The 22,105-nt window shown below is 69.5% G+C and carries 16 protein-coding genes; 11 read left to right on the top strand and 5 right to left on the bottom strand.

What is annotated here, in order from left to right:
• Positions 1-72: 72 nt before the first annotated feature.
• From ACYVAG_RS07270 to ACYVAG_RS07250, 5 genes are all read left to right on the top strand, one after another.
• Positions 73-2,133 (top strand): alpha-1,4-glucan--maltose-1-phosphate maltosyltransferase, encoded by a 2,061-nt coding sequence (locus tag ACYVAG_RS07270; protein ID WP_460768369.1) that lies wholly within the window; start codon positions 73-75, stop codon positions 2,131-2,133.
• A 62-nt stretch (positions 2,134-2,195) separates the two neighbouring features.
• The gene (gene treS, locus ACYVAG_RS07265) at positions 2,196-3,947 is read left to right on the top strand and encodes a maltose alpha-D-glucosyltransferase (protein ID WP_460768648.1); all 1,752 of its coding nucleotides are present in this window, start codon (positions 2,196-2,198) and stop codon (positions 3,945-3,947) included.
• 1 nt (position 3,948) lies between these two features.
• Entirely contained in the window at positions 3,949-5,370 is a 1,422-nt protein-coding gene (locus tag ACYVAG_RS07260; RefSeq protein WP_460768368.1) for a maltokinase N-terminal cap-like domain-containing protein, read from the top strand.
• Complete coding sequence (gene glgB / locus ACYVAG_RS07255) at positions 5,367-7,445, top strand: 1,4-alpha-glucan branching protein GlgB (RefSeq protein WP_460768366.1); 2,079 nt, start codon at positions 5,367-5,369, stop codon at positions 7,443-7,445. The genes ACYVAG_RS07260 and glgB overlap by 4 nt, the downstream gene beginning before the upstream one ends.
• Positions 7,438-8,229: an NUDIX hydrolase gene (locus ACYVAG_RS07250; protein ID WP_460768365.1), complete on the top strand. Its 792-nt coding sequence runs from the start codon at positions 7,438-7,440 to the stop codon at positions 8,227-8,229. Before glgB ends, ACYVAG_RS07250 begins: the two co-directional genes overlap by 8 nt.
• Positions 8,230-8,247: 18 nt before the next feature.
• Here the strand turns inward: ACYVAG_RS07250 and ACYVAG_RS07245 are convergent, their stop codons facing one another.
• Together ACYVAG_RS07245 and ACYVAG_RS07240 are read right to left on the bottom strand one after the other, a co-directional pair.
• Positions 8,248-8,616: a hypothetical protein gene (locus ACYVAG_RS07245; protein WP_460768364.1), complete on the bottom strand. Its 369-nt coding sequence runs from the start codon at positions 8,614-8,616 to the stop codon at positions 8,248-8,250.
• 81 nt (positions 8,617-8,697) lie between these two features.
• Positions 8,698-10,293 (bottom strand): DUF222 domain-containing protein, encoded by a 1,596-nt coding sequence (locus ACYVAG_RS07240; RefSeq protein ID WP_460768362.1) that lies wholly within the window; start codon positions 10,291-10,293, stop codon positions 8,698-8,700.
• Positions 10,294-11,021: 728 nt separating this feature from the next.
• Between ACYVAG_RS07240 and ACYVAG_RS07235 the strand changes: the two genes are divergently transcribed.
• The gene (locus tag ACYVAG_RS07235; RefSeq protein WP_460768361.1) at positions 11,022-11,867 is read left to right on the top strand and encodes an RCC1 domain-containing protein; all 846 of its coding nucleotides are present in this window, start codon (positions 11,022-11,024) and stop codon (positions 11,865-11,867) included.
• Between the two features lie 371 nt (positions 11,868-12,238).
• Here the strand turns inward: ACYVAG_RS07235 and ACYVAG_RS07230 are convergent, their stop codons facing one another.
• Positions 12,239-13,174 carry a co-chaperone YbbN gene (locus ACYVAG_RS07230; RefSeq protein ID WP_460768359.1) on the bottom strand — a complete coding sequence of 312 codons (936 nt, stop codon included), beginning with the start codon at positions 13,172-13,174 and terminating at the stop codon, positions 12,239-12,241.
• Positions 13,171-14,151 (bottom strand): EamA family transporter, encoded by a 981-nt coding sequence (locus tag ACYVAG_RS07225; RefSeq protein WP_460768358.1) that lies wholly within the window; start codon positions 14,149-14,151, stop codon positions 13,171-13,173. Before ACYVAG_RS07225 ends, ACYVAG_RS07230 begins: the two co-directional genes overlap by 4 nt.
• A 38-nt stretch (positions 14,152-14,189) precedes the next feature.
• Here ACYVAG_RS07225 and ACYVAG_RS07220 point away from each other — a divergent pair, with 38 nt between their 5' ends.
• From ACYVAG_RS07220 to ACYVAG_RS07200, 5 genes are all read left to right on the top strand, one after another.
• Positions 14,190-14,720, top strand: a complete 531-nt coding sequence (locus ACYVAG_RS07220) for a CGNR zinc finger domain-containing protein (RefSeq protein ID WP_460768356.1) — start codon at positions 14,190-14,192, stop codon at positions 14,718-14,720.
• A 44-nt stretch (positions 14,721-14,764) separates the two neighbouring features.
• Entirely contained in the window at positions 14,765-16,396 is a 1,632-nt protein-coding gene (gene pgm / locus ACYVAG_RS07215; RefSeq protein ID WP_460768354.1) for a phosphoglucomutase (alpha-D-glucose-1,6-bisphosphate-dependent), read from the top strand.
• Positions 16,397-16,435: 39 nt separating this feature from the next.
• Complete coding sequence (locus ACYVAG_RS07210; protein WP_460768352.1) at positions 16,436-17,539, top strand: YihY/virulence factor BrkB family protein; 1,104 nt, start codon at positions 16,436-16,438, stop codon at positions 17,537-17,539.
• Between the two features lie 311 nt (positions 17,540-17,850).
• Entirely contained in the window at positions 17,851-19,191 is a 1,341-nt protein-coding gene (locus tag ACYVAG_RS07205; RefSeq protein WP_460768350.1) for an MFS transporter, read from the top strand.
• Between the two features lie 205 nt (positions 19,192-19,396).
• Positions 19,397-20,491, top strand: a complete 1,095-nt coding sequence (locus ACYVAG_RS07200) for a YihY/virulence factor BrkB family protein (RefSeq protein WP_460768349.1) — start codon at positions 19,397-19,399, stop codon at positions 20,489-20,491.
• On the opposite strand, the gene ACYVAG_RS07195 is transcribed toward ACYVAG_RS07200, so the two are convergent.
• Complete coding sequence (locus ACYVAG_RS07195) at positions 20,464-22,095, bottom strand: potassium channel family protein (RefSeq protein WP_460768347.1); 1,632 nt, start codon at positions 22,093-22,095, stop codon at positions 20,464-20,466. The genes ACYVAG_RS07200 and ACYVAG_RS07195 overlap by 28 nt on opposite strands.
• Positions 22,096-22,105 lie beyond the last annotated feature (10 nt).

Here is a 22,105-nt window from a genome sequence, read left to right as displayed (position 1 = left end):
CGCGGGTCAGGAAATCCGGCTCGTGGCGGGGGTCACGAATCGTGCCGCGGCCGCCCCGCTAGCGTTGCCTCTGTGACTGCGAACACTGCCTCGAAGTCCCTGTCCACGCCGTCCGCCGGCACGTCCACGGTGGTCGAGACCCCACACGGGGTCGTGATCGGCCGCATCCCCGTGACGAAGGTCTCGCCCGTCATCGAGTGCGGGGCGTACGCCGCCAAGGCCGCCGAGGGCGAGCGCCTCCCGATCCGCGCCACCGTCTTCCGCGAGGGGCACGACTCGGTCGCCGCGACCGTCGTGCTGACCTCCCCGACCGGCGCCGAGCGCCGGGTGGAGATGGTGCCGTGCGAGCCGAAGGGCTGGAACCGCTACGAGGCGTACGTTCGGCTCGACGAGGTCGGACCGTGGACGTTCCGCGTCGAGGCGTGGGACGACCCGTGGGAGACCTGGGTCCGCCACGCCGAGGTCAAACTGCCCGCGCGTATGGACGTGGAACTGGTCTGCATGGAGGCCGCCGACCTGTTCCGCGAGGCCGCGGCGAACGCCCGCGAGGCCGGCGACGCGTACGCGGCCAAGCGCCTGGCCGAGCTCGAGCCGCTCACCGACGGCACCCGTGAGGTGCCCGACCGGGCCGAGCAGCTGCTCCACCGCGACGTGCGCCGCATCATGGCCCAGCACGGGCCGCGCCGGCTCGTCTCCCCCACGCCGGACTACCCGATCTTCTGCGACCGCCGCCGGGCGCTGTTCGGGTCCTGGTACGAGTTCTTCCCGCGCTCGCAGGGGGCCGCGTACGACCCGGAGACGAAGACGTGGACGTCCGGCACGTTCGACTCGTCCCACGAGCGCCTCGAGGCGGCCGCCGAGATGGGCTTCGACGTCATCTATCTGCCGCCGATCCACCCGATCGGCACGTCGTTCCGCAAGGGACCCAACAACACGCTGACGCCGGGACCGAACGATCCCGGCTCGCCGTGGGCCATCGGCAACGTCGAGGGCGGCCATGACGCTCTGCACCCCGAGCTGGGTGACTGGGACGCGTTCGACCGGTTCGTGGCCAAGACGCGCGAGCTCGGCATGGAGGTGGCCCTCGACTTCGCCCTGCAGGCGTCGCCGGACCACCCGTGGGTCACCGAGCACCCGGAGTGGTTCTCCGAGCGCCCCGACGGCACCATCGCGTACGCGGAGAACCCGCCGAAGAAATACCAGGACATCTATCCGATCAACTTCGACCGCGATCGCGCGGGCATCTACGCCGAATGCCTGCGCCTGTTGGAGTTCTGGATCGCCAAGGGCGTGAAGATCTTCCGCGTCGACAACCCCCACACCAAGCCCGTCGAGTTCTGGGCCTGGCTGCTGGGCGAGGTGCGGAAGAACCACCCCGACGTGCTGTTCCTCGCCGAGGCGTTCACCAAGCCCGAGATGATGCACATGCTCGGCAAGGTGGGCTATCAGCAGTCCTACACCTATTTCACGTGGCGCAACGAGAAGTGGGAGATCGAGGAATACCTCGGCGAGCTGACGCACGAGATGGATTCCTTCTATCGCCCGAACTTCTTCGTTAACACGCCCGACATCAACCCGGCCTACCTGCAGACCTCGGGTCCGGCGGGCTTCGCGATCCGCGCGGTGCTGGCGGCGACCCTGTCGCCGACGTGGGGCGTCTATTCGGGCTATGAGCTGTTCGAGGCCGAGCCGCTGCGCGTGGGCGGCGAGGAATACCTCAACTCCGAGAAGTTCGAGTTCCGCCCCCGCGACTGGTCGGGCGGCGAGCGCGGCACCCTCAACGAGTTCATCACGATCCTCAACCGCGTACGCCGGGACGTGCCCGCGCTGCAGCAGTTGCGCGACCTGCACTTCCACCACGTGCCCAACAGCCAGATCGTGGCGTTCTCCAAGCAGGACAGCGATCCCGAGACCGGCAAGACGTCCACGGCCATCGTCGTGTGCAGCCTGGATCCCCACCACACCCAGGAGTCGGAGGTCTATCTCGACCTCGGCGCGCTCGGCCTCGACCAGAGCTCGGTCATCGACGTCCACGACCACATCACGGGAGCCGACTTCCGGTGGGGGGCCAGGAACTTCATCCGCCTCTCCCCCGCCCACCCGGCCCACGTGCTGACCGTCGTCACCGACTGAGGGAGGTGCCGTTCGTGAACGATTCCACCCAGACCGAACCACTCATCGAGGCCACCGCCGGCATGGACCCCCATGACGACGAGTGGTTCAAGAAGGCCGTCTTCTATGAGGTGATGGTCCGCAGCTTCCGCGACTCCAACGGCGACGGGGTCGGCGACTTCGCCGGCCTGAAGGAAAAGCTCGACTACCTCCAGTGGCTGGGCGTCGACTGCATCTGGCTGCCGCCGTTCTTCCCGTCGCCGCTCGGCGACGGCGGCTACGACGTGGCCGACTACACCGGCGTCCTGCCGGTGCTCGGCACGCTCGAGGAGTTCGAAGAGTTCATCGAGGGCGCCCACGAGCGCGGCATCCGCATCATCATCGACTTCGTCATGAACCACACGAGCGACCAGCACCCGTGGTTCCAGGAGTCGCGCGCCGACCCGCAGGGGCCGTACGGCGACTACTACGTGTGGGCCGACGCCGACCCGAACGACCCCGAGGGGACGCCGCCACGCACGTATGGCGACGCGCGCGTCATCTTCGTCGACCACCAGCCGTCGAACTGGGCGTACGACGGGGTGCGCGGGCAGTGGTTCTGGCACCGCTTCTATCACCACCAGCCCGACCTGAACTTCGAGAACCCCAACGTCGTGCGCGACGTCATGGACGCGATCCGCTTCTGGCTGGAGAAGGGCATCGACGGGTTCCGCCTCGACGCCGTCCCCTACCTCATCGAGGAGGACGGCACGAACTGCGAGAACCTCGGCGGGACCCACGCGATCCTCAAGCAGGTCAGGAGAATGGTTGACGAGGAGTTCCCCGGCCGCATCCTGCTGTGCGAGGCCAACCAGTGGCCCCACGACGTCGTGGAATATTTCGGCGACGACGACGAGTGCCAGATGGCGTTCCACTTCCCCGTCATGCCGCGGCTCTACATGGGCCTGCGGCAGGAGTCGCGCGCGTGCATCTCGGAGATCCTCGCCGACACCCCGGAGATCCCGCCGGGCTGCCAGTGGGGCACGTTCCTGCGCAACCACGACGAGCTGACGCTCGAGATGGTGAGCGACGCCGACCGCGAATACATGTGGAACGAGTACGCGCCGGACCCCCGCATGAAGTGCAACATCGGCATCCGGCGCCGGCTGGCTCCGCTCGTCGACGGTGACATCAAGCGCATCCACCTGCTGCACGCCCTGCTGCTGGCCCTGCCCGGTTCGCCCGTCCTGTACTACGGCGACGAGATCGGCATGGGCGACAACATCTGGCTGCACGACCGCGACGGCGTACGCACTCCCATGCAGTGGTCCGACGTCGACGGCGCGGGGTTCTCCGAGGGCGATGAGGACTCGTTCTATCTCCCGTTGGTGCAGGACCCGGCGTACGGGAAGTCGGCGGTGAACGTCGAGGCGCAGATGATGGACCCGGGCTCGCTGCTGCTGTGGCTGCGCGCGATCCTCGTGATCCGGCGCAACCACCCGGTGTTCGGGCTCGGCACGTTCGAGGACCTCGGTGGGGACAACGATGCGGTGTTCTCCTTCCTGCGTTCACATCGCGGCGGTCCCGACGAGCCGCGCGTGGCCGTGCTGTGTGTGAACAACCTGTCGTCGCAGGCCCAGACCGTGACGCTCGACCTGTCGCCATTCCGCGGTCTGGTGCCGTTCGACCTGCTGCGCGACCAGGACCACCACCCGATCGACGAGGACACGGCCCACGCGTACGAGGTCGAGGTGGCCGCCCACGGATTCCTGTGGCTGCGCATCATGGCGCACGATCCCGACCTGCCGGTGCTCGAGGACGAGCGCACCGGCGCGATCCCGATCGTGGGTGGCTGACATGTTCGAGAAGCTGTTCGGGAAGGGTGACGACGACCGGCGATCGCTGCTGTGGCAGCACATGCAGGGCGCGCGCTGGTTCGGCGGCAAGGGCCGCGACGGCTCGCTGGTGTCGCTGACGGCGCTGCCGGCGCTGACGGTGGCCGACGAGCTTCCCCTGGTGCGGTTCGAGATCGCGGAGGTCGCGTACGACGACGGTGACCGCGAAACCCACTTCTATCTGCTCCCGTTGGCCTATCGCGACGCGGACTCGGTGGGGTCGTCCGACTCGCTGATCGGGTCGGCGCCGCTGGACGACCTCGGCTCCGTCGAGGTGCACGACGCGACGCGCGACCCGGTCGCGCTCGACCTCCTGCTGGCGATGATGCTCGGCGAGGCCGAGCACGCCGACGAGCGCGGTTCGGTGACGAGCCACCTGCCGGACGCGACCGGACTGACGGCCGGACTGGCGCCGCGGGTGTTCGGCGGCCAGCAGTCGAACACGTCGATCATGTATGCCGACGTGGCGATGCTGAAGCTGTTCCGCCGGCTCGAGCTCGGACGCAACCTCGACATCGAGGTGCACGACGCGTTCGGCGGCGACGTGGCGAACGCCGCGCGGCTGTTCGGGTGGATCGAGGTCACGTGGCAGCACGACGGCGAGACCCTCGCGGCCGACGCCGGCATGCTCGTCGAGCAGCTGCGCGAGGCCGAGGACGGGTGGGACCTGGCCGTGGCCGCGTGCCGCGAAGGGCGCCCGTTCACCGAGGACGCGGCGGCTCTGGGGTCGGCGCTGGCGGAGGTCCACGGGGCCCTGGCGGAGCGGTTCGGCACGTCGACGCGTTCGGGTGCCTCGGTGACACCGGCCATGCTGCGCCGGCTCGAGGCGACGGTGCCGCTGGCGCCGGAGCTGGCTGGGCTGGCCGATGGACTGAGAGGGACGCTGGAGTCGGTGGCCCACGTGGACTTCGAGGTCCAGCGCGTCCACGGCGACTTCCACCTCGGCCAGACGTTGATGGCGGCCGACGCCGACGGCGTACGGCGGTGGAAGATCATCGACTTCGAGGGCGAGCCGCTGAAGACGCTCGACGAGCGTCGCGAGGCCGACACCCCGTGGCGCGATGTCGCGGGAATGCTGCGCTCGTTCGACTATGCGGGGGCTGCGGCCACGCTCGACGGCGCCGACGCGGGGGCTGCCAGCGCCTGGGTCGAGGCCTGCTCGCGGGCGTTCGAGGAGGCGTACCGGTCGGGGCGCGCCGCCACGGCCGACGAGGCGCTCGTGCTGCGGGCGTACATGGCGGACAAGGCGATCTATGAAGTGATGTATGAGGCGCGGAACCGGCCGGACTGGCTGCCGTTCCCGCTGTCGGCCCTCGCGGCGCTGGCGACGCAGGCCGACCACCACACCACACACGAACCCACGAGCACGGAGGACAACCGATGACCATGGACACGTTCGGCGGCCTGCAGGGCTGGGACTTCGAAGGACTGCACTCCGGCGGTGACACCGAGCTGTGGAAGCGGCTGGGCGCGCACGTCGTCTCCATCGAGGACGAGGGCGGCGGGCAGGTGACCGGCACGCGCTTCACCGTGTGGGCACCCAACGCCCGCGAGGTCGCGCTCGTCGGCGACTTCAACGGGTGGGACGGCGGTTCCCATCCGATGCAGTTGATCCCGGGGTCGGGCGTGTGGGGCATCTTCGTGCCCGGCGTCGGCGAGGGCACGGTCTACAAGTTCAAGGTGCACGGGGCCGACGGGCGTTGGATCGACCGCGCCGACCCCATGGCGCGATTCGCGCAGGGACCGCCGGCGACGGGCTCGATCGTGACGAAGTCGCACTACGAGTGGAACGACGCCGCGTGGCTGGAGCGCCGCGCGGCGAGCCGCCCGCACGCGGAGCCGATGTCGATCTACGAGGTCCACATGGGCGGTTGGCGCCCGGGCAAGACCTATCTCGAACTGGCCGACGAGCTCGTGGAATACGTGTCTTGGCAGGGATACACGCACGTCGAGTTCCTGCCGCTGGCGCAGCACCCGTACGCGCCGTCCTGGGGCTATCAGGTGACGGGCTATTTCGCGCCGATGTCGCCGTTCGGCACGCCGGACGAACTGCGCTATCTGATCGACCGCCTCCACCAGGCCGGCATCGGCGTGATCATGGACTGGGTGCCCGGTCACTTCCCGAAGGACGAGTGGGCGCTCGGCCGCTTCGACGGCACCGCCCTCTATGAGCACGCCGACCCGCGCCAGGGCGAGCAGCCCGACTGGGGAACGTACGTGTTCAACTTCGGGCGCAACGAGGTGAAGTCGTTCCTGGTCTCGAACGCCCTGTATTGGATCGAGGAGTTCCACATCGACGGCCTGCGCGTCGACGCGGTGGCCTCGATGCTCTATCTCGACTATTCGCGCGGCGACAACTGGGTGCCGAACAAGTATGGCGGCCGCGAGAACCTCGAGGCCGTGGACTTCCTGCGCTATGTGAACAAGCACCTCTATGAGCGCGTGCCCGGTGTCATGACGATCGCCGAGGAGTCGACGTCGTGGCCCGGCGTCACGCGTCCGGTGCACCACGACGGGCTCGGCTTCGGGTTCAAGTGGAACATGGGTTGGATGAACGACTCGCTGTCCTATCTGCAGCGCGACCCGATGCACCGGCAGTACCACCACCACGACATGACGTTCTCGCTCGTCTATGCGTTCTCGGAGAACTTCGTCCTGCCGATCAGCCACGACGAGGTCGTGCACGGCAAGGGATCGATGGTCACCAAGGTGCCGCAGGACGACTGGCGCAAGTTCGCGACCCTGCGGGCGTTCTATGCGTTCATGTGGTCCCATCCCGGCAAGATGCTGACCTTCATGGGCAACGAGTTCGGTCAGCGCTCGGAGTTCAGCGAGACCAAGGGTCTCGAGTGGTGGGTGTCGGACCTGTGGGGTCACCGCGGGCTCCAGTTGCTGTTCCGCCGGCTCAACGAGCTCTATCGGGCGACGCCCGCCCTGTGGGCGAAGGACTCCGACCCCTCGGGATTCGCGTGGATCAACGCCAACGACGCCGGCGGGAACGTCTTCTCTTTCCTGCGGTTCGACGGCGAGGGCGACATGGTCGCGGCGGTCGTGAACTTCTCCCCGGAGGTGCGCGAGGGCTATCGCATCGGCCTGCCCGTGGCCGGCGCGTGGCGCGAGGTGCTGAACACCGACGACCCCGAGTTCGACGGCAACGGCCAGTGGCTCAACGGCCAGGTCATCGCGACCGACATGCCGTGGAACGACCAGGCCGCGAGCGCGTCCTTGGTGGTGCCTCCACTGGGTGCTGTGTGGTTGCGGTTCGATCCGGCGGGGATCGGCGACAACGAGTCTGTCGCGCTCGACGCCGCGCGCGTGTCGCCCGAGGTCGAGGCCGCCCACCGCGCGGAGGCCGAGGCCGTGGGCCGTCGCGAGTCGGAGGAGGCGGGGCGCGACGCCGGTGAGTCCGGTGTTGCCGCCTCCGGACCGGGGGCTGCGGGGCGCGACGAGCGTGACTGAGTTCTCGATCAGCGTCCACGTCACCCAGGAGGGGGTCGGCGAGCTGCAGTGGTCGGCCCCGACCGACGCGGAGACGCTGGCGTCGGCGGTGAGCCTGGCCGCCGATGATTCCCTGCTCGACAAGGGGTTGCACCGCGTCGAGGTCGCCCTGCCTGCGGCGGACGCGATGGCGCGGCGTGCGGTGCACAGGGCCGGGTTCCGGCTGGAAGGCGTACGCCGGCAGGCCTTCCGGCTTCCCGATGGCTCGTGGACCGACGTCCACATGTACGCGAGGCTCGCCGACGACATCGTCTATGGGCCGGCTGGATTCTCAGGGGTCATGAACACGGTGCTGGCCACCAAGCGGGTGATCGGGCACGTGGTGCTGCGGGACTCCGCCGGCCGCATTCTCCTGTGTGACACGCATTTCAAGGACGACTTCGAGTTGCCCGGTGGCGTGGTCGAGCAGCACGAGTCGCCGCGGTTGGGTGCGTCGCGGGAACTGCAGGAGGAACCCGGAATCACGGTCGAGGACCTGCGCCTGCTGGTGGTGGACTGGATGCCGCCCTACCTCGGCTGGGACGACGCCCTGGAGTTCATCTTCGACGGCGGCGTGCTGGACGAGGCGACGATCGCGCGGATCGTCAAGCAGGAGAGCGAGATCGCCGAGTTGCACTGGGTCGAGCCGGAGCGGCTGGGCGAGCACGTGTCGGAGCTGTCGGCGCGGCGGTTGAGGCACGCGCTGGGGCTGGCGCAGGGACAGGTGGACTACATCGAGGACGGGCGGGCGGGACCGCGTCCGTGAAGGTCTGGCGGGGCCGGGTCACTCGTCGGCGACGTTCATCCACTCACCCCTGACCTCGGTCTCCACGACGGAGCCCGTGCGCACCACGTCGCGGATCAACTTCCGGAAGCTCCGAGGCGTCAGGCGGGGCAGCCAGTCGATCAGTGTCGTGGCCACTTCGTCCTCGTGGCCAGCGGCATCCACGAGGTACGCCAAGGACTCATCGGCGCGATACCACGAGCCCCGGCGTTCGAGGAACAGGAAGAACTTCCCCTGGTGGGCGTTGGTGAACTCGATGCTCATCCTGCCGTTCGACGCCGACGCCCGGGAGCAGTCCAGCCCCTGCTTCCGCACGCCCCAGCCCGCCTCCGAGAAGCGGGAGAAGTCACCGTTCTGAAGATCCCCCATGGAATGACCCTATGCATCAGGGCATGCTTCGCACCCGCCGGGGAGGTCTCCGAGCGGGACGGTCGCATGTGGGCACAACGGTCAAGCTGCGGCCGTCTCCTCCGCCAAGGGGATGAGGGCTGGGCTCATCCGAGCGAACACCTTTGCCGCGGCGGCTCGTGCTTCGTCGCGAATCCGTTGTTTGGCGCGGTTCTCGGCGAGTTCGGCGGCTCGTCGGGTCGCCTGGCGGATGCGTCGTCGGGTTCCGGTCGGGTCGATGATCAGGTCGGTGTCGGGGTTGCGGGTGTAGGTGCCGTGGGGTGTGGTCCAGAACTCCTGCCCGGTGGGTGTTCTCCAGTGCTTCACGCCGGGGCGGACGGGGGTGGTGGTGAACCCGCCGAAGGTCTTGGCGCGATGGACCCGCTTCGACAGCGGCGTCAGATTCGTCGTGCACGTCGCACCGAGCGGGAACTCCACGATGTGATCCAGATCGATGAACTTCCCGGCCGAGCGCCGTGTGGAGAACGGGAACGCCTCGTATTCCTCCCGCAGCAACACTTCCCGGCGCTGCGCCTCGGTGGGTTCGTAGCCGACGGTCACGTGGGGCATATCTGGGTCGAGGACGGGCCGCACGGTCACCTTCGCGGCGTTCGCGAGCAGTGCGCCCAGTTGGGAACGGGCGACAGAGCCGAGGCCGGTGACCTCTCCGCCGGCACCGCGGTCGACCTGGTCGGGGCGGACGTGGACCACGAGTTCGAGGTGGTCCTTGCGTGCGGGCAGGGTGCCGGCATGCCCTTCGGCGTCATCGAAGTCGAGGGTTCCGGAGCCGAGGACGCGTCCGGCGCGGGCTGGGTCGGCGAGGAGCTCGAGCGCCTGGGCGCGGAGCACGGCGAACTCCTGGTCCAAGGGATCGACACGAGCACCATCGACACGAGCACTATCGGCACCTGCACCATCGACGACGGTGCCGTCTTCGTCGGACGAGTCTCGGCGTCCGGCGTCGCGGAGGATGCCGGCGAGTTGGGTGATGGTCTTGTCGAGGCGGAGCCCGGCGGGGCCGTCGACCTGCCCGGTGACGAGCGCGGTCCCGGCCTCCCCTGGCCGAACGGTGACGAAGCGTCGCTCCAGTGCGGCTTTCCGTCGTGCTTCGGCACCGTCGGGGTCGACCACATCGCACAGCAGTTCGGCCTGGTTCAGCAGCCGGGTGACGGTGTATTGCGGGGCGAACGGCGCGAGTTTCCGGTCGACTTCCCCGGCCATCTTGTGTGTGAGTTCGCGGGTGCGGGTGAGTTGGGCGACTTTGCGGGCGGCGAACACGCGAATGTAGCCGCCGATCACGAGTGCCCACAGCTTGGGGTGGCGGTGGCGCAGGTCGAGGACGTCGGCGATGAGCTGGGCCGCCGCGTCCGGGGAAATCCCGAGCGCTGGGCCGACTTCGAGGGTGCAGAACTCGGCGACCTGCGGGGTGCCGTCCCCGCCGAGGACGATCAGGCGTTCGCCGTGGAGGACCGATGGTGCGGAATCGTTGTCGGGTAGGGGTTCGTCGATCCAGGCGTACGCCTTCGCTGCGGCGGCGACCAGCGCGACCTGGTCGATCTCTGCTTGGCGTTGGCGGTCGGCGGCGTCTTTGAGGCCGAGGATGACCGCGGTGCGGTCGGGTTTTCCCTTGGCCAGTAGGTGTTCGGTGAGGTCGTCCATGATGTGCCTCCCTGGGGTGTGGTGATGGTTCCAGCCTAGGAAGGGGGTCTGACAAATTCGGGTCCAGAACGGGGTTCTGCGAAAAGAATCTCGAACTATTTTTTTCTTGTGGGGAAGGGGATCGCGGGCAGGTGGCTTCGACTCCTGCGTCGCTCAGCCAACGTGACCCGCGGGCGGTGGCTTCGACTCGTTCCTCGCTCAGCCAGCGCGGGGTCCTCGACCCGCGGAGCCTGTGCTGGGCGAGGCCGCCCGGCGGAGCGGTGAAGCGCTCGCTCGGAGAACGCTGGACGATGTGCAGAGATCGGCCGCCTCGCCCCCTCTTCGCCTGTCAGAGGCGCGATCTCCGCACATCGTCCACGGATGGCTTCGACTCGTGCCTCGCTCAGCCAGCGTGAACCAAAGTGGCTTCGACTCGTTCCTCGCTCAGCCAGCGTGAACCAAAGTGGCTTCGACTCGTTCCTCGCTCAGCCAGCGTGAACCAAAGTGGCTTCGACTTGTTCCTCGCTCAGCCAGCGTGGGCTCGGGGAACGTCGACGCGGTTGGGGCGGGGGCAGGGCGGCCGCGAGTTCGGCGAAGCGGCGTAAAGACGCCGCGAACCCAACGCGACCAACGAGCCTGCGGCCCGGCGTCCCAGCCGCAAGACGAAGCTCGCGGAGCCCGGCCCGCGCCCCAACCGCGGCCCCTACTACGAGAAGATGGCCGTCCCACCACGAAGAAGGGAGTCAGCCATGAGGCACGTGATTGCCGCCGGACGACGCCACTCCCTCGCCCTGCGCCACGACGGCACCGTCCTGGCCACGGGGAATGGTTCCGCCAGCGAGTGCCGAGTCGCGGAATGGAAGGATGTCGTCGCCCTCGCCGCCGGGAATGTCCATACCGCAAGGAACACCGGCCGATCACACTCGGTCGCCCTGCTCGCCGACGGCACCCTCCGAGCCACCGGTTGGAACGGTGACGGCCAGTGCGACATCGAGTCGTGGCGCGAAGTCACCGCCATCGCGGCCGGGTGGCGGCGTACGCTCGGGCTCCTCGCCGACGGCAATGTCGTCGCCAGCGGCCGCCCCAACGAGGGGGCCTGCGCGGTGGAAGCCTGGCGCGAGGTCACCGCGATCTCCTGTGGTGACTGGCATTCCGTGGGCGTCATGGCCGATGGCTCGGCGGTGGCCGCGGGCAACAGCCAGCGAGGGCAGTGTGCGGTCGACGGATGGAGGGACCTCATCGCCGTCGCCGCGGGACATCTCCACACGGTGGGGCTGCGACGCGACGGGCGGGTGGTCGCGACCGGGGACAGGTCAGCGGGTGCCTGTGTCGTCGATGACTGGAATGACGTCGTGGCCGTGGACGCAGGAAGCCAGCACACCGTTGCTATCACGGCTGATGGGCGGGTGTTTGCGACGGGCGACGACTCCCAGGGTCAGTGTGACGTGAGCGGCTGGCGCGACATCGTCACGGTCGCCGCCGGATCCACGCACACGCTGGGTCTGCGCGGCGATGGAACGATGGTGGGGACGGGGACCAACGCGGACGGGCAGTGCGACGTCGGTGAGTGGGACCAGGTCAGGCTGCCGGGATGACTCCTCGTTCTCGCGGAGCCTGTGCTGGGCGAGTCGCGGCGCAGCCAAGGCGAAGCGCTGGCTCGGAGAGCGTGGCTTCGACTCGTTCCTCGCTCAGCCAACGTGAACCCGCAGGGGCTTCGACTCGTTCCTCGCTCAGCCAACGTGAACCCGCAGGGGCTTCGACTCGTTCCTCGCTCAGCCAACGTGAACCCGCAGGGGCTTCGACTCGTTCCTCGCTCAGCCAACGTGGACCCGCAGGGGCTTCGACTCGTTCCTCGCTCAGCCAACGTGACCACCAGGGGCTTCGACTCGTTACTCGCTCAGCCAACGTCGACTCGTTCCGCGCTCAGCCAGCGTGGACTCGTTCCGCGCTCCGCCAGCGTGACCGGTCAGAACAGCGCGGTCATCAGGTCGCGACGCGCCTTCAGCACCGCCGGATCGGCGTTGCCGATCGTCTCGAACAGCTCGAGCAGGTGCTTGCGTACCTTGTCGCGCTCGTCCCCCGACGTACGCCGGACCAGGCCGATCAGGCGCTCGAACGCCGCCGCCGACTCGCCCTGCACCAGGTGGGCGTCGGCCGCCGCGAGCTGCGCGTCGACGTCGCTCGGATCGGCGTCGGCCTTCGCGATCTCGTCGCCCGACAGCCCCATCGACCGCGCCAGCAGCCCAGCCTGGGCGCGCCCGGCCTGGGCCTCGGTGTCGCCCGGCGTCGCGGCCAGCACCTTGTCGAACTCCTCCACGGCTTTGGCGAAGTCGCCGACTTCCATGGCGTCGTACGCGGCCGCGTACCGCGGGTCGGGGGCCGACTCCTCGGCCTCACCCTCCGGCGCGGGTGCGCCGCCGACCGGCTCGGCCTTGCCCATGACGCCGTTGGCGGCGGCGGCCTGCATGACCTGCTCGAGCACGGCCTCGACCTGCGGGCGCGGCTGGACGCCCTGGAACAGCGGGGCGAGCTGGCCGCCGATCACGGCGACGACGGTGGGCACGCCGGACACGCCGAGCGCCTGTGCGATCTCGGGGTTCTGGTCGCAGTCGACGCGCGCGAGCAGCCACTTGCCACCCGCGGCGTTCGCGAGGTCGGCGAGGTCCTTCGACAGCTGGTCGCCGCCCTGGGCGCGGACGGAGAAGAACTCGACCACGACGACGTGCTGCATCGACTTGGTGAGCAGCGACTCGAACGCGGCGACGTCACCGACCTGCATCACATAGCCGCTCCCCTGCGCCGAACCGGCATTACCTCCCGGCGCACCACCGGCGGGCGCCGACTGGGCCTTGTTCTTGAGGGCGGACAGGTCCATGGCACGGCCGAAGTTCGCAGACGTCATGCGGGCATTCTTCCAGCCTTCGGCAACCGGCGTCGACGCGGCGTCTCCCCCACGCGGACCAGCACGACCCCGGCCAGGATGAGGGCACCGCCCAACAACTGCACCGGCCGCGGGAGCTGGGCCAGCAGCAGCCACGCGAACAGCACCGCCGCGAGCACCTCCGACAGCGCCACGAACGACGCCAGTCGCGACCCGAGTCGGCGGGCACCCGCGATGCCGGTGGTGTAAGCGATCGCCGCCGTCACCACCCCCAGCCCGAGGACGGGCAGCCACCACGGGACGGTGACGCCGGCGTACGCGGCCGGCAGCGTGGTCGCCGCCATCGGGACGATCCCGACCAGCCCGGCCAGCCCCAGGACAACGGTCCCGACCACCAGCCCGCCGCCCGCCAGCGTGAGGGGCGGCAGCTCGGATTCGTTGCCGGACAAGATGAAATAGACCGCCGCGCCGACCATCGCGCCGAGCGACCAGAGCACGCCGGCGACGTCGAGCGCGACGCCGCCAGTGATGCCGACGACGAGTGCGAGCCCCCCGCCCGCCACGATCCCGCCGGCGACCGTCACCCAGGTCGGGCGCTGCCCGCGGATGAGCCACAGCCACAGCAGCACCGCGACCGGCGCGGTGTATTCGATCAGCAGCGCCACCGCCACCGGAACCCGTTCCACGCCGAGGAAATAGCAGAGCTGGCAGCCCGCGATCGCGATCAGGCCGTACGCGAGGATCGTCCCCGCGTGGGTGCGCAGGAGGTGCCAGCGGCCGCGGAGGGCGCGGACGGCGGGGACCACCAGGACGATCGCCGCGACCGTGATGCGCGCGAGGACGGCGGCCCCCGGCGACCAGCCCGACCGGAGCAGTCCGGTCGCCAACGAGCCCGACAGCCCGAACGTGAGCGCCGAGACCAGTGCGAACGCGAGCCCCGAAGCCATGCGCGAGGGCGCGGTCTCGACGGTGCGGGTGTCATCGGCAAGAGTGGTCATGACTCATGACCGTACGCACCGTCGTGTAATGTGTCAACGTGATCTTTGGCCATGACACCGAGATGGCGCTCGCGTCCGCCGTCGCGCTCGTGAACTCGGGCGAGACGCCGGACACCCTGACGACCGTCGCCGACCTCGACGCGTTCCTCCACGCGTGGGGCTACACCGGGCGCCACGACCGCGACCGGGCCGAGCTCGACGCCCTCCGCGACCTGCGCGCTCCCCTGCGTACGCTCCTGCTCGCCGACCGCGAGGTCGCCGCCGCACTGGTCAACGCGTTCCTCGCCGAGGCCGGCGCGGTCCCCCGCCTGGTGCGCCACGACGACCAGGACTGGCACATCCACGCGGTGCCCGACGACGCGCCGCTCGCCACGAGCGTGAAGGTCGAGACGGCCATGGCCATGGTCGACGTCATCCGCCACGACGAGCACTCTCGGCTGTCGGTCTGCGCCGACGACGGCTGTGAGGCTCTGGTGCTGGACCTGTCCCGCAACCGCTCGCGCCGCTACTGCAGCACCACGTGCGGCAACCGCAACGCCGTGGCGGCGTACCGGGCGCGGCGCTCCTGACGCCCCGCCCCGGACCGCCGAGCGCCGCATCCTAGGATCGGGTCATGGCACACGAGCGCGCAGGACAGCCGGCCCGTCCCGAGGACCTCATCGACGTCGACGCCGTCATCGGCGCCTACTACGACCTCACGCCCGACCCGGACGACATCGACCAGCAGGTCGCCTTCGGCACCTCGGGCCACCGCGGTTCGAGCCTCGACACCAAGTTCAACGAGCTCCACATCGCCGCGACGACGCAGGCGATCTGCGACTACCGCGCCGAGCAGGGGACGACCGGTCCCCTGTTCCTCGGCAAGGACACCCACGCCCTGTCGCTGCCGGCCTGGAAGACCGCCATCGAGGTCCTCCACGCCAACGGGGTGCACGTGCGCGCCGAGCGCGAGGACGAATACACGCCGACGCCCGCGGTCAGCCGCGCGATCATCGTCCACAACGCCACGAAGGCGCAGGCCGACGCCGACGGCATCGTCGTCACGCCGTCCCACAACCCGCCGCGCGACGGTGGGTTCAAGTACAACCCGCCGAACGGCGGTCCCGCCGACACCGACGCCACCAAGTGGATCGCCGCGCGCGCGAACGCGCTGATGCGTACGCCGGGTGAGATCAACCGCAGCCCGTACGCGGCCGCCTCCGCCGACGTGCAGCGCTACGACTACATGACCGCGTACGTCGACGACCTGCCCCATGCGCTGAACATCGATGCGATCCGCGAGGCCGGCGTACGCATCGGGGCCGACCCGATGGGCGGGGCGGCGGTCGACTACTGGGGCTGCATCGCCGACCGGCTCGGGCTCGACCTCACCGTCGTGAACCCCGACGTCGACCCGACGTGGCGCTTCATGACCCTCGACACCGACGGCAAGATCCGGATGGACTGCAGCTCCCCCGACGCGATGGCCTCGCTCATCGCGAACCGCGAGAAATATCAGATCGCGACCGGCAATGACGCCGACTCCGACCGTCACGGCATCGTGACGCCCGACGCGGGGCTGATGAACCCGAACGCCTATCTCGCGGTCGCCATCGAATATCTCTTCGCCCATCGCGACGGCTGGTCGGCCGACGCGGGGATCGGCAAAACGCTGGTGTCCTCGAGCCTGATCGACAAGGTCGCGGCCGACGTGGGCCGACGCCTGGTCGAGGTGCCGGTGGGGTTCAAGTGGTTCGTGCCGGGGCTGATCTCGGGCGACCTGGGCTTCGGCGGCGAGGAGTCGGCGGGGGCGTCGTTCCTGGCGCTGGACGGCTCGACGTGGACCACCGACAAGGACGGCATCCTGCTGGCCCTGCTCGCCTCCGAGATCCAGGCCGTCACGGGCGAGTCGCCGTCACAGCGGTACGCAGGTATCGAGCAGCGCCACGGGACCTCGTTCTATGCGCGCGTCGACGCCGAGGCCGACCGCGAGCAGAAGGCGAAGCTCGCGGCCCTGTCGGCCGACGACGTGAACGCGACCGAGCTGGCGGGCGAGAAGATCACCGCCGTGCTGACCGAGGCGCCGGGCAACGGGGCGCCGATCGGCGGGCTCAAGGTGCAGACCGAGAACGCCTGGTTCGCGGCGCGTCCGTCGGGCACCGAGGACAAATACAAGATCTATGCGGAATCGCTGGTGGGCGAGGAGCACCTGCAGAAGGTTCAGGCCGAGGCGAAGGACCTGGTGAACGGCGTCCTGGGCCCTTGACCTGATACCTGCCGGCCAAATGTCGATAGTCTGGCGGGCATGGCTACAGATGGCACCGCCGCGAAGAAGGCTGACGCACCCGCTCCCGACGATCCCCGCAAGCCCGACGGCCCGGAGGACCTCCACGCGACCAGCTGGCGGTTCACCGGCAAGAAGGCCTTCTCCGAGTTCACCCGCGACCAGTGCACCGACTTGGCCGCGGGCCTGACCTACTACTCAGTCCTCGCGCTCTTCCCCGGCCTCGTGGCCGTCGTCTCGCTGCTTGGCGTCGTCGGACAGGCCGAGCAGACGACCGCCGCCATGCTCGACCTCATCCGCGGCATCGCCCCCGGCGAGGCCGCCGACCAGCTCCGCGCCCCCATCGAGCAGATGACGCAGTCCAAGGGCTCCGGCCTGGGCCTGGTCATCGGCATCCTCGGCGCCCTGTGGTCGGCGTCGGGCTACGTCGGTGCCTTCGGGCGCGCCATGAACCGCATCTATGAGGTCGATGAAGGCCGGCCCATCTGGAAGCTGCGCCCCATCCAGCTCCTGATCACCCTGGTCTGCGTCGTGATGGTCGCACTGCTGCTCGTGGGTCTGGTCGTCAGCGGCCCGATCGCAGAGACGATCGGCCGCATGCTCGGCCTCGGGTCTTTCGGCCTCACGGTCTTCAATGTCATCAAATGGCCGGTGATGCTCGCGATCGTCGTGGCACTGGTCGCCCTGCTCTATTACTCGACGCCCAACGTCCAGCAGCCCAAGTTCCGCTGGGTGAGCGTCGGCTCGATCATCGCGATCCTGATCTGGATCCTGCTGTCGGTCGTGTTCGGGTTCTATGTCGCGAACTTCGGCAACTACAACAAGACGTACGGCGCCCTCGGCGGCGTGATCATCTTCCTGCTGTGGATCTGGATCACGAACAACGCCCTGCTCCTCGGCGCCGAGGTCGACTCCGAGATGGAGCGCAGCCGCCAGCTCCAGGCCGGCATCGAGGCCGAGCGCTCGCTGCAGCTGCCGCCCCGCGACACCCGCGCGAGCGACAAGGCCGAGGAGAAGCGCGAGGAGCTGATCGGCCAGGGGCGTGAGATCCGCGAACACGCCGAGGCGCGCGGCGACGACGCGGTCGATCGGCCGGCGCGGGCGACGGAGGAGCCGGGCAGCTGAGTCGCTCCTCGTCTCGCTGCGCTCGCTCAGAGAACGTGGAACCGGGCTCCTCGTCTCGCTGGCGCTCGCTCGGAGAACGTAGAACCGCGCTCCTCGACTCGCTGCGCTCGCTCGGAGAACGTGAACCCACTCCTCGACTCGCTGCGCTCGCTCGGAGAACGTAGAACCGCACTCCTCGACTCGCTGCGCTCGCTCGGAGAACGTAGAACCGCACTCCTCGACTCGCTGCGCTCGCTCGCTCGGAGAACGTAGAACCGCACTCCTCGTCTCGCTGCCGCGGTAGGGTCAACCAACCCAGCGGAAGGATCATGATGTCCGAGAACGCCCTGCAGGCTCACAGCAACGAAGCCTCCGCCGCGTTGCACATCGATGAGTCGCAGACCCGACGCGTGGTGTTCGGCGCCCTGGTCGGCACCGCCCTCGAGTGGTACGACTATTTCCTGTTCGCCACGGCGTCCGCCCTGGTGTTCAACGTGCAGTACTTCGCCTCCAAGGACCCCGCGGTCGCCACGCTGTCCTCGTTCGCCACCTTCGCGGTCGGCTTCCTCGCCCGGCCGCTGGGCGGCGCGATCTTCGGCTGGCTCGGCGACAAGCGCGGTCGCAAGACCGTCCTCATGATCACCATCGTCGGCATCGGCCTGGTCACCGGCCTCATCGGCTTCCTTCCGAACTACGCCTCGATCGGCATCGCCGCGCCGATCATGCTCGTCGTTCTCCGTCTGCTGCAGGGATTCTGCGTCGGTGGCGAGTGGTCGGGCGCCATGACCATCGCCATCGAGAACGCCCCCCTCGAGAAGCGCTCCTGGTATGCGTCGATCCCCCAGATCGGCTCCCCCATCGGCACGTTGCTCAGCTCGGGCGGCTTCTTCGCCGTCGGCGCCGCGCTGTCGAACGAGGCGTTCGCCAGCTGGGGCTGGCGTACCCTCTTCTGGGCCGCCATCCCGCTGCTGCTGGTCTCGCTGTGGATCCGCAACCGGCTCGAGGAGTCGCCGGTCTTCCGCGAGTTGGAGGCGGAGGAGGCGAGCCGCGAGCGCGCGCCGCTGGTCGAGGTCTTCACCAAGCACTTCCCGCAGTTCCTCGTCGGCCTGCTGGCCGCGCTCCTCGGCATCGCCGGGTTCTTCCTGGTCACCACGTTCGTCGTGAACTACGGCGTGCAGAAGCTGAAGCTGTCGAAGAACCTCATGCTGGCCGGCAACCTCGTCGCCGCGACCGCCGAGATCGGCATCCTGCTGCTGGCCGGCAAGATCGGCATGCGTGCCGGCGCGAGCAAGGTCGCCCTCATCGGCGCGCTCCTGTCAGCCGTCATCGCGTTCCCGTGCTTCCTGCTGATCACGACCCGCGTGCCCGCGCTCGTGATCCTCGGCATGACGCTGGCCGTGCTGGTCCTGTCGATTCCGTACGCGGCCATGGGCTCGATCCTCACCGGGCTCTTCCCGGCGCGCAGCCGCTTCACCGGTGTGGCGATGTCGTCGAACGGCGCCGCGATCGTGGGTGGGTTCGTGCCGATGATCGCCGCAGGGGTCACCGCGTGGGCCGGAGGCCACTGGTGGCCGGCGGCGGTCCTGCTGACCGTGATCTCGCTGCTGACGGCGCTGGGCGCGTTCCTGGCGCCGCGATTGAGCGTGGACCTGGGGAGCAGCTTCCGGCACTAGGTGGACGCTGGGCTCCTCGTCTCGCTGGCGCTCGCTCGGAGAACGTGAGGGGCTTCGACTCGCTCGGAGAACGTGAGGGGCTTCGACTCGCTTCGCTCGCTCAGCCAACGTGGGCGGCGCGCTCGCTCAGCCAACGTCAGCGCGCGCTCGCTCCGAGAACGTGGACTGTAGGCCACAATGGTCTCCCCCGAGCAAGGAGGCCGCCATGGCGCGCATCGGTTCCGCCGCAGATCGGGTCGGCGCGCCCGCGCCCGACGACCCGGCCAAGCCCACCCGCGTACGCGACCTCGACCGGCGCCACCTGAAGTACGCCCTGAAGCGCGGCTCGCTCGACTTCCTCACCCACGAGTGCACCGACCTCGCGGCCGGGCTGACCTACTACGGCGTGCTGGCGATCTTCCCCGGTCTCCTGGCGATCGTCTCGCTGCTGGGGCTCGTGGGCGAGGCCGAGTCGACGAGCACCGTGCTCGTCGAGGTCCTGTCGGGCGTGGTGCCCGGGTCGACCATCGCCGTCCTGCGCGACCTGCTGGTGCAGCTCCAGACCAGTTCCGGGTCGGGCCTGACCCTGGCGGCCGGCGTCTTCGGCGCGGTGTGGTCCAGCTCCGCGTACATCGGGGCGATGGGCCGCGCGCTCAACCGCGTCTATGAGATCGACGAGGGCAGGCGCTGGTGGATCCTGCGCCCGCAGCAGCTCCTGATCGCCCTCGCGGTGCTGGTGCTCGTGACGCTCGCGGTGCTCGGCGTGGGCCTCAGCGGGCCGCTCGCCCGCTCGGTCGTCTTCTATCTCGGCATGGGCCGCCAGACCGCGCTCGTGCTCGAGGTCGTCCGCTGGCCGCTCATCATCATCGTGGCCGTGCTGCTGGTCGCCGCCCTGTACTACGGCACGCCGAACATCCGCCAGCCCCATCTGCGCTGGGTCTCCCCCGGCGCGATCCTCGCCATCGTCGTCTGGTTCGTGATGTCGCTCGGGTTCATGGTCTATGTCGCCAACTTCGGCAGCTACAACCAGACCTACGGCACCCTCGGCGGCGTCATCGTCTTCCTGCTGTGGCTCTGGCTCGCCAACGTCGCCCTGCTCGCGGGCGCCGAACTCGACGCGGCGCTGGAGCGCGTACGCCAGCTCGAGGGCGGCATCGCCGCCGAGGACGAACTGCAACTCCCCCCGCGGGAGGCGGACGCCAGCGCCGACGCGCGCGAGCAGGAGGAGCGGCTGGTCGCCGAGGGGCGTGAGCTGCGGCTCGACGCCGAGCGGCCCGCCGACGGGCCTGCCCCTCAGGCGGGACCGCCGCTCGAGGAGTGACGCTTGATCGTCTTGAGCAGCTCGGCCAGGCCCGACCTCGTCGCCACCACGGCCACGCGGTCGCCTGCCCGCACCGGGCGGTCGTCGGGCGACCAGGTCCAGTCGCCGTCGGCGTGCTTCACGGCGAGTACGCGGACCTCGCCCGCCCGCGCGAGCGCCCGGTGGTCGACGCCGTCGGCGGCGAGCGAGCCCTCCTTGATCGACAGCTCGGTGAAGATCAGCACGCGGCGGCCGACCGAGAAGACGACCTCCTTGCGGCGACCCATCGCGGCGGCCGCGAAGGCCGGGGCCGCCACCATCGACACCGAGCGCGTCGGGCCGAGCGCGAGGCGCCGCTCGACCCGGCCGGCGAGGTCGTGGTCGAACAGGCGCGTGACCACGCGTACCTCGGGTCGGGTGTTCTTCGCCACCAGCGCGATCTCGAGGTTCGCGGCGTCGTTGTCAGTCAGCGCGACGACCGCATCGGCCTCGGCGATGCCTGCCTGCTCCAGCGCGGTCGCATCGGTGGCCTCGGCGATGATCACCGGCACCTTGAGCCGCCGCGCGCGCAGCACGCCGGGGGTGTCCTCACGGCGCTCGATCGCGACGACGGGGACGCCGCGCGAGACGAGATAGGTCATCACCGACGTGCCGATGCGCCCCAATCCGCAGACGACGGTGTGGTGGCGAGGGCGGCCGCGTACGCCGCCGGTGAGGTCGCCGAGGCGCGCCTTGATCAGGGCGTCGACGATGACGGCGGTGATGCCGGACGACAGCACGACGCCGAACAGCTGGATCACCACGGCGCCGAACCGCGCGCCGATCGGCAGCTCGGTGTCGCCGATGCCCGTCAGGGTGGACGCGGTCAGCGCGAGGTACATCGACATCAGCCAGGTCTGGCCGCCGACGAAACGGAAATAGAGCACCGAGACCAGCATCAGCACCGCCAGCCCGAACAGCACCCAGCGCAGCCGACGGTCGAAGACCGAGGTGATCGCGCCCCAGACGCCGGACGTGCGGACGTGGCGGCGGGCGGACGCAAGCGCCTGCGTGCCAAGCACGATGTCGCCGCGTGCGGGCAGCACGCCCTCGATGCCGGGCACGGTCGAGTCGCCGAGGACGGCGAGGCGGTCGCCGCCGACGCCCGACTCGGGGCCGGCGGTGACCACGCGCCCGGCAAGCTCGAAGGTCTGGAGGTCGCCGCCCTCCATGGTGGCCGCCATGAAGCTGGGCGCCGCGAGCTCGGCCGAGGACAGCACGACGCACTCACCCAGCAGCGCACCCAGCCGGTCGGAGAAGTTGGGGTTGGCGAGCTCGAGGACCAGCCGCAGCTCGGGGTTGAGCTCCTCGAGCGCCAGCGCGACCTGGGTCGTCACCACGTCGTCGAAGCCCAACACGACGGCGGCGCGGGCCCTGCGTACGCCCGCGCGCTCGAGCTCGGGGTTGCGGACCTTGGTGACCACGTCGACCTCGGCACCGAACTCCTGCATGTCCTCGACGATGCCGGGGTCGGCCGCGACGGCGATCACGTAAACCTGCTCGCCGGCGCGCTCGAGCTCCTCGACCAGGCGTACGGCCGTGGTGGACGAGCCGATCACGACGATGTGGTCGGTGGGCTCGGTCATGGAGGGAGGG

It is taken from the genome of Mariniluteicoccus flavus (genome assembly GCF_054776655.1).
The sequence above is the reverse complement of the archived record's forward strand: the minus strand, read 5'-3'. Positions and strand labels throughout refer to the sequence as shown.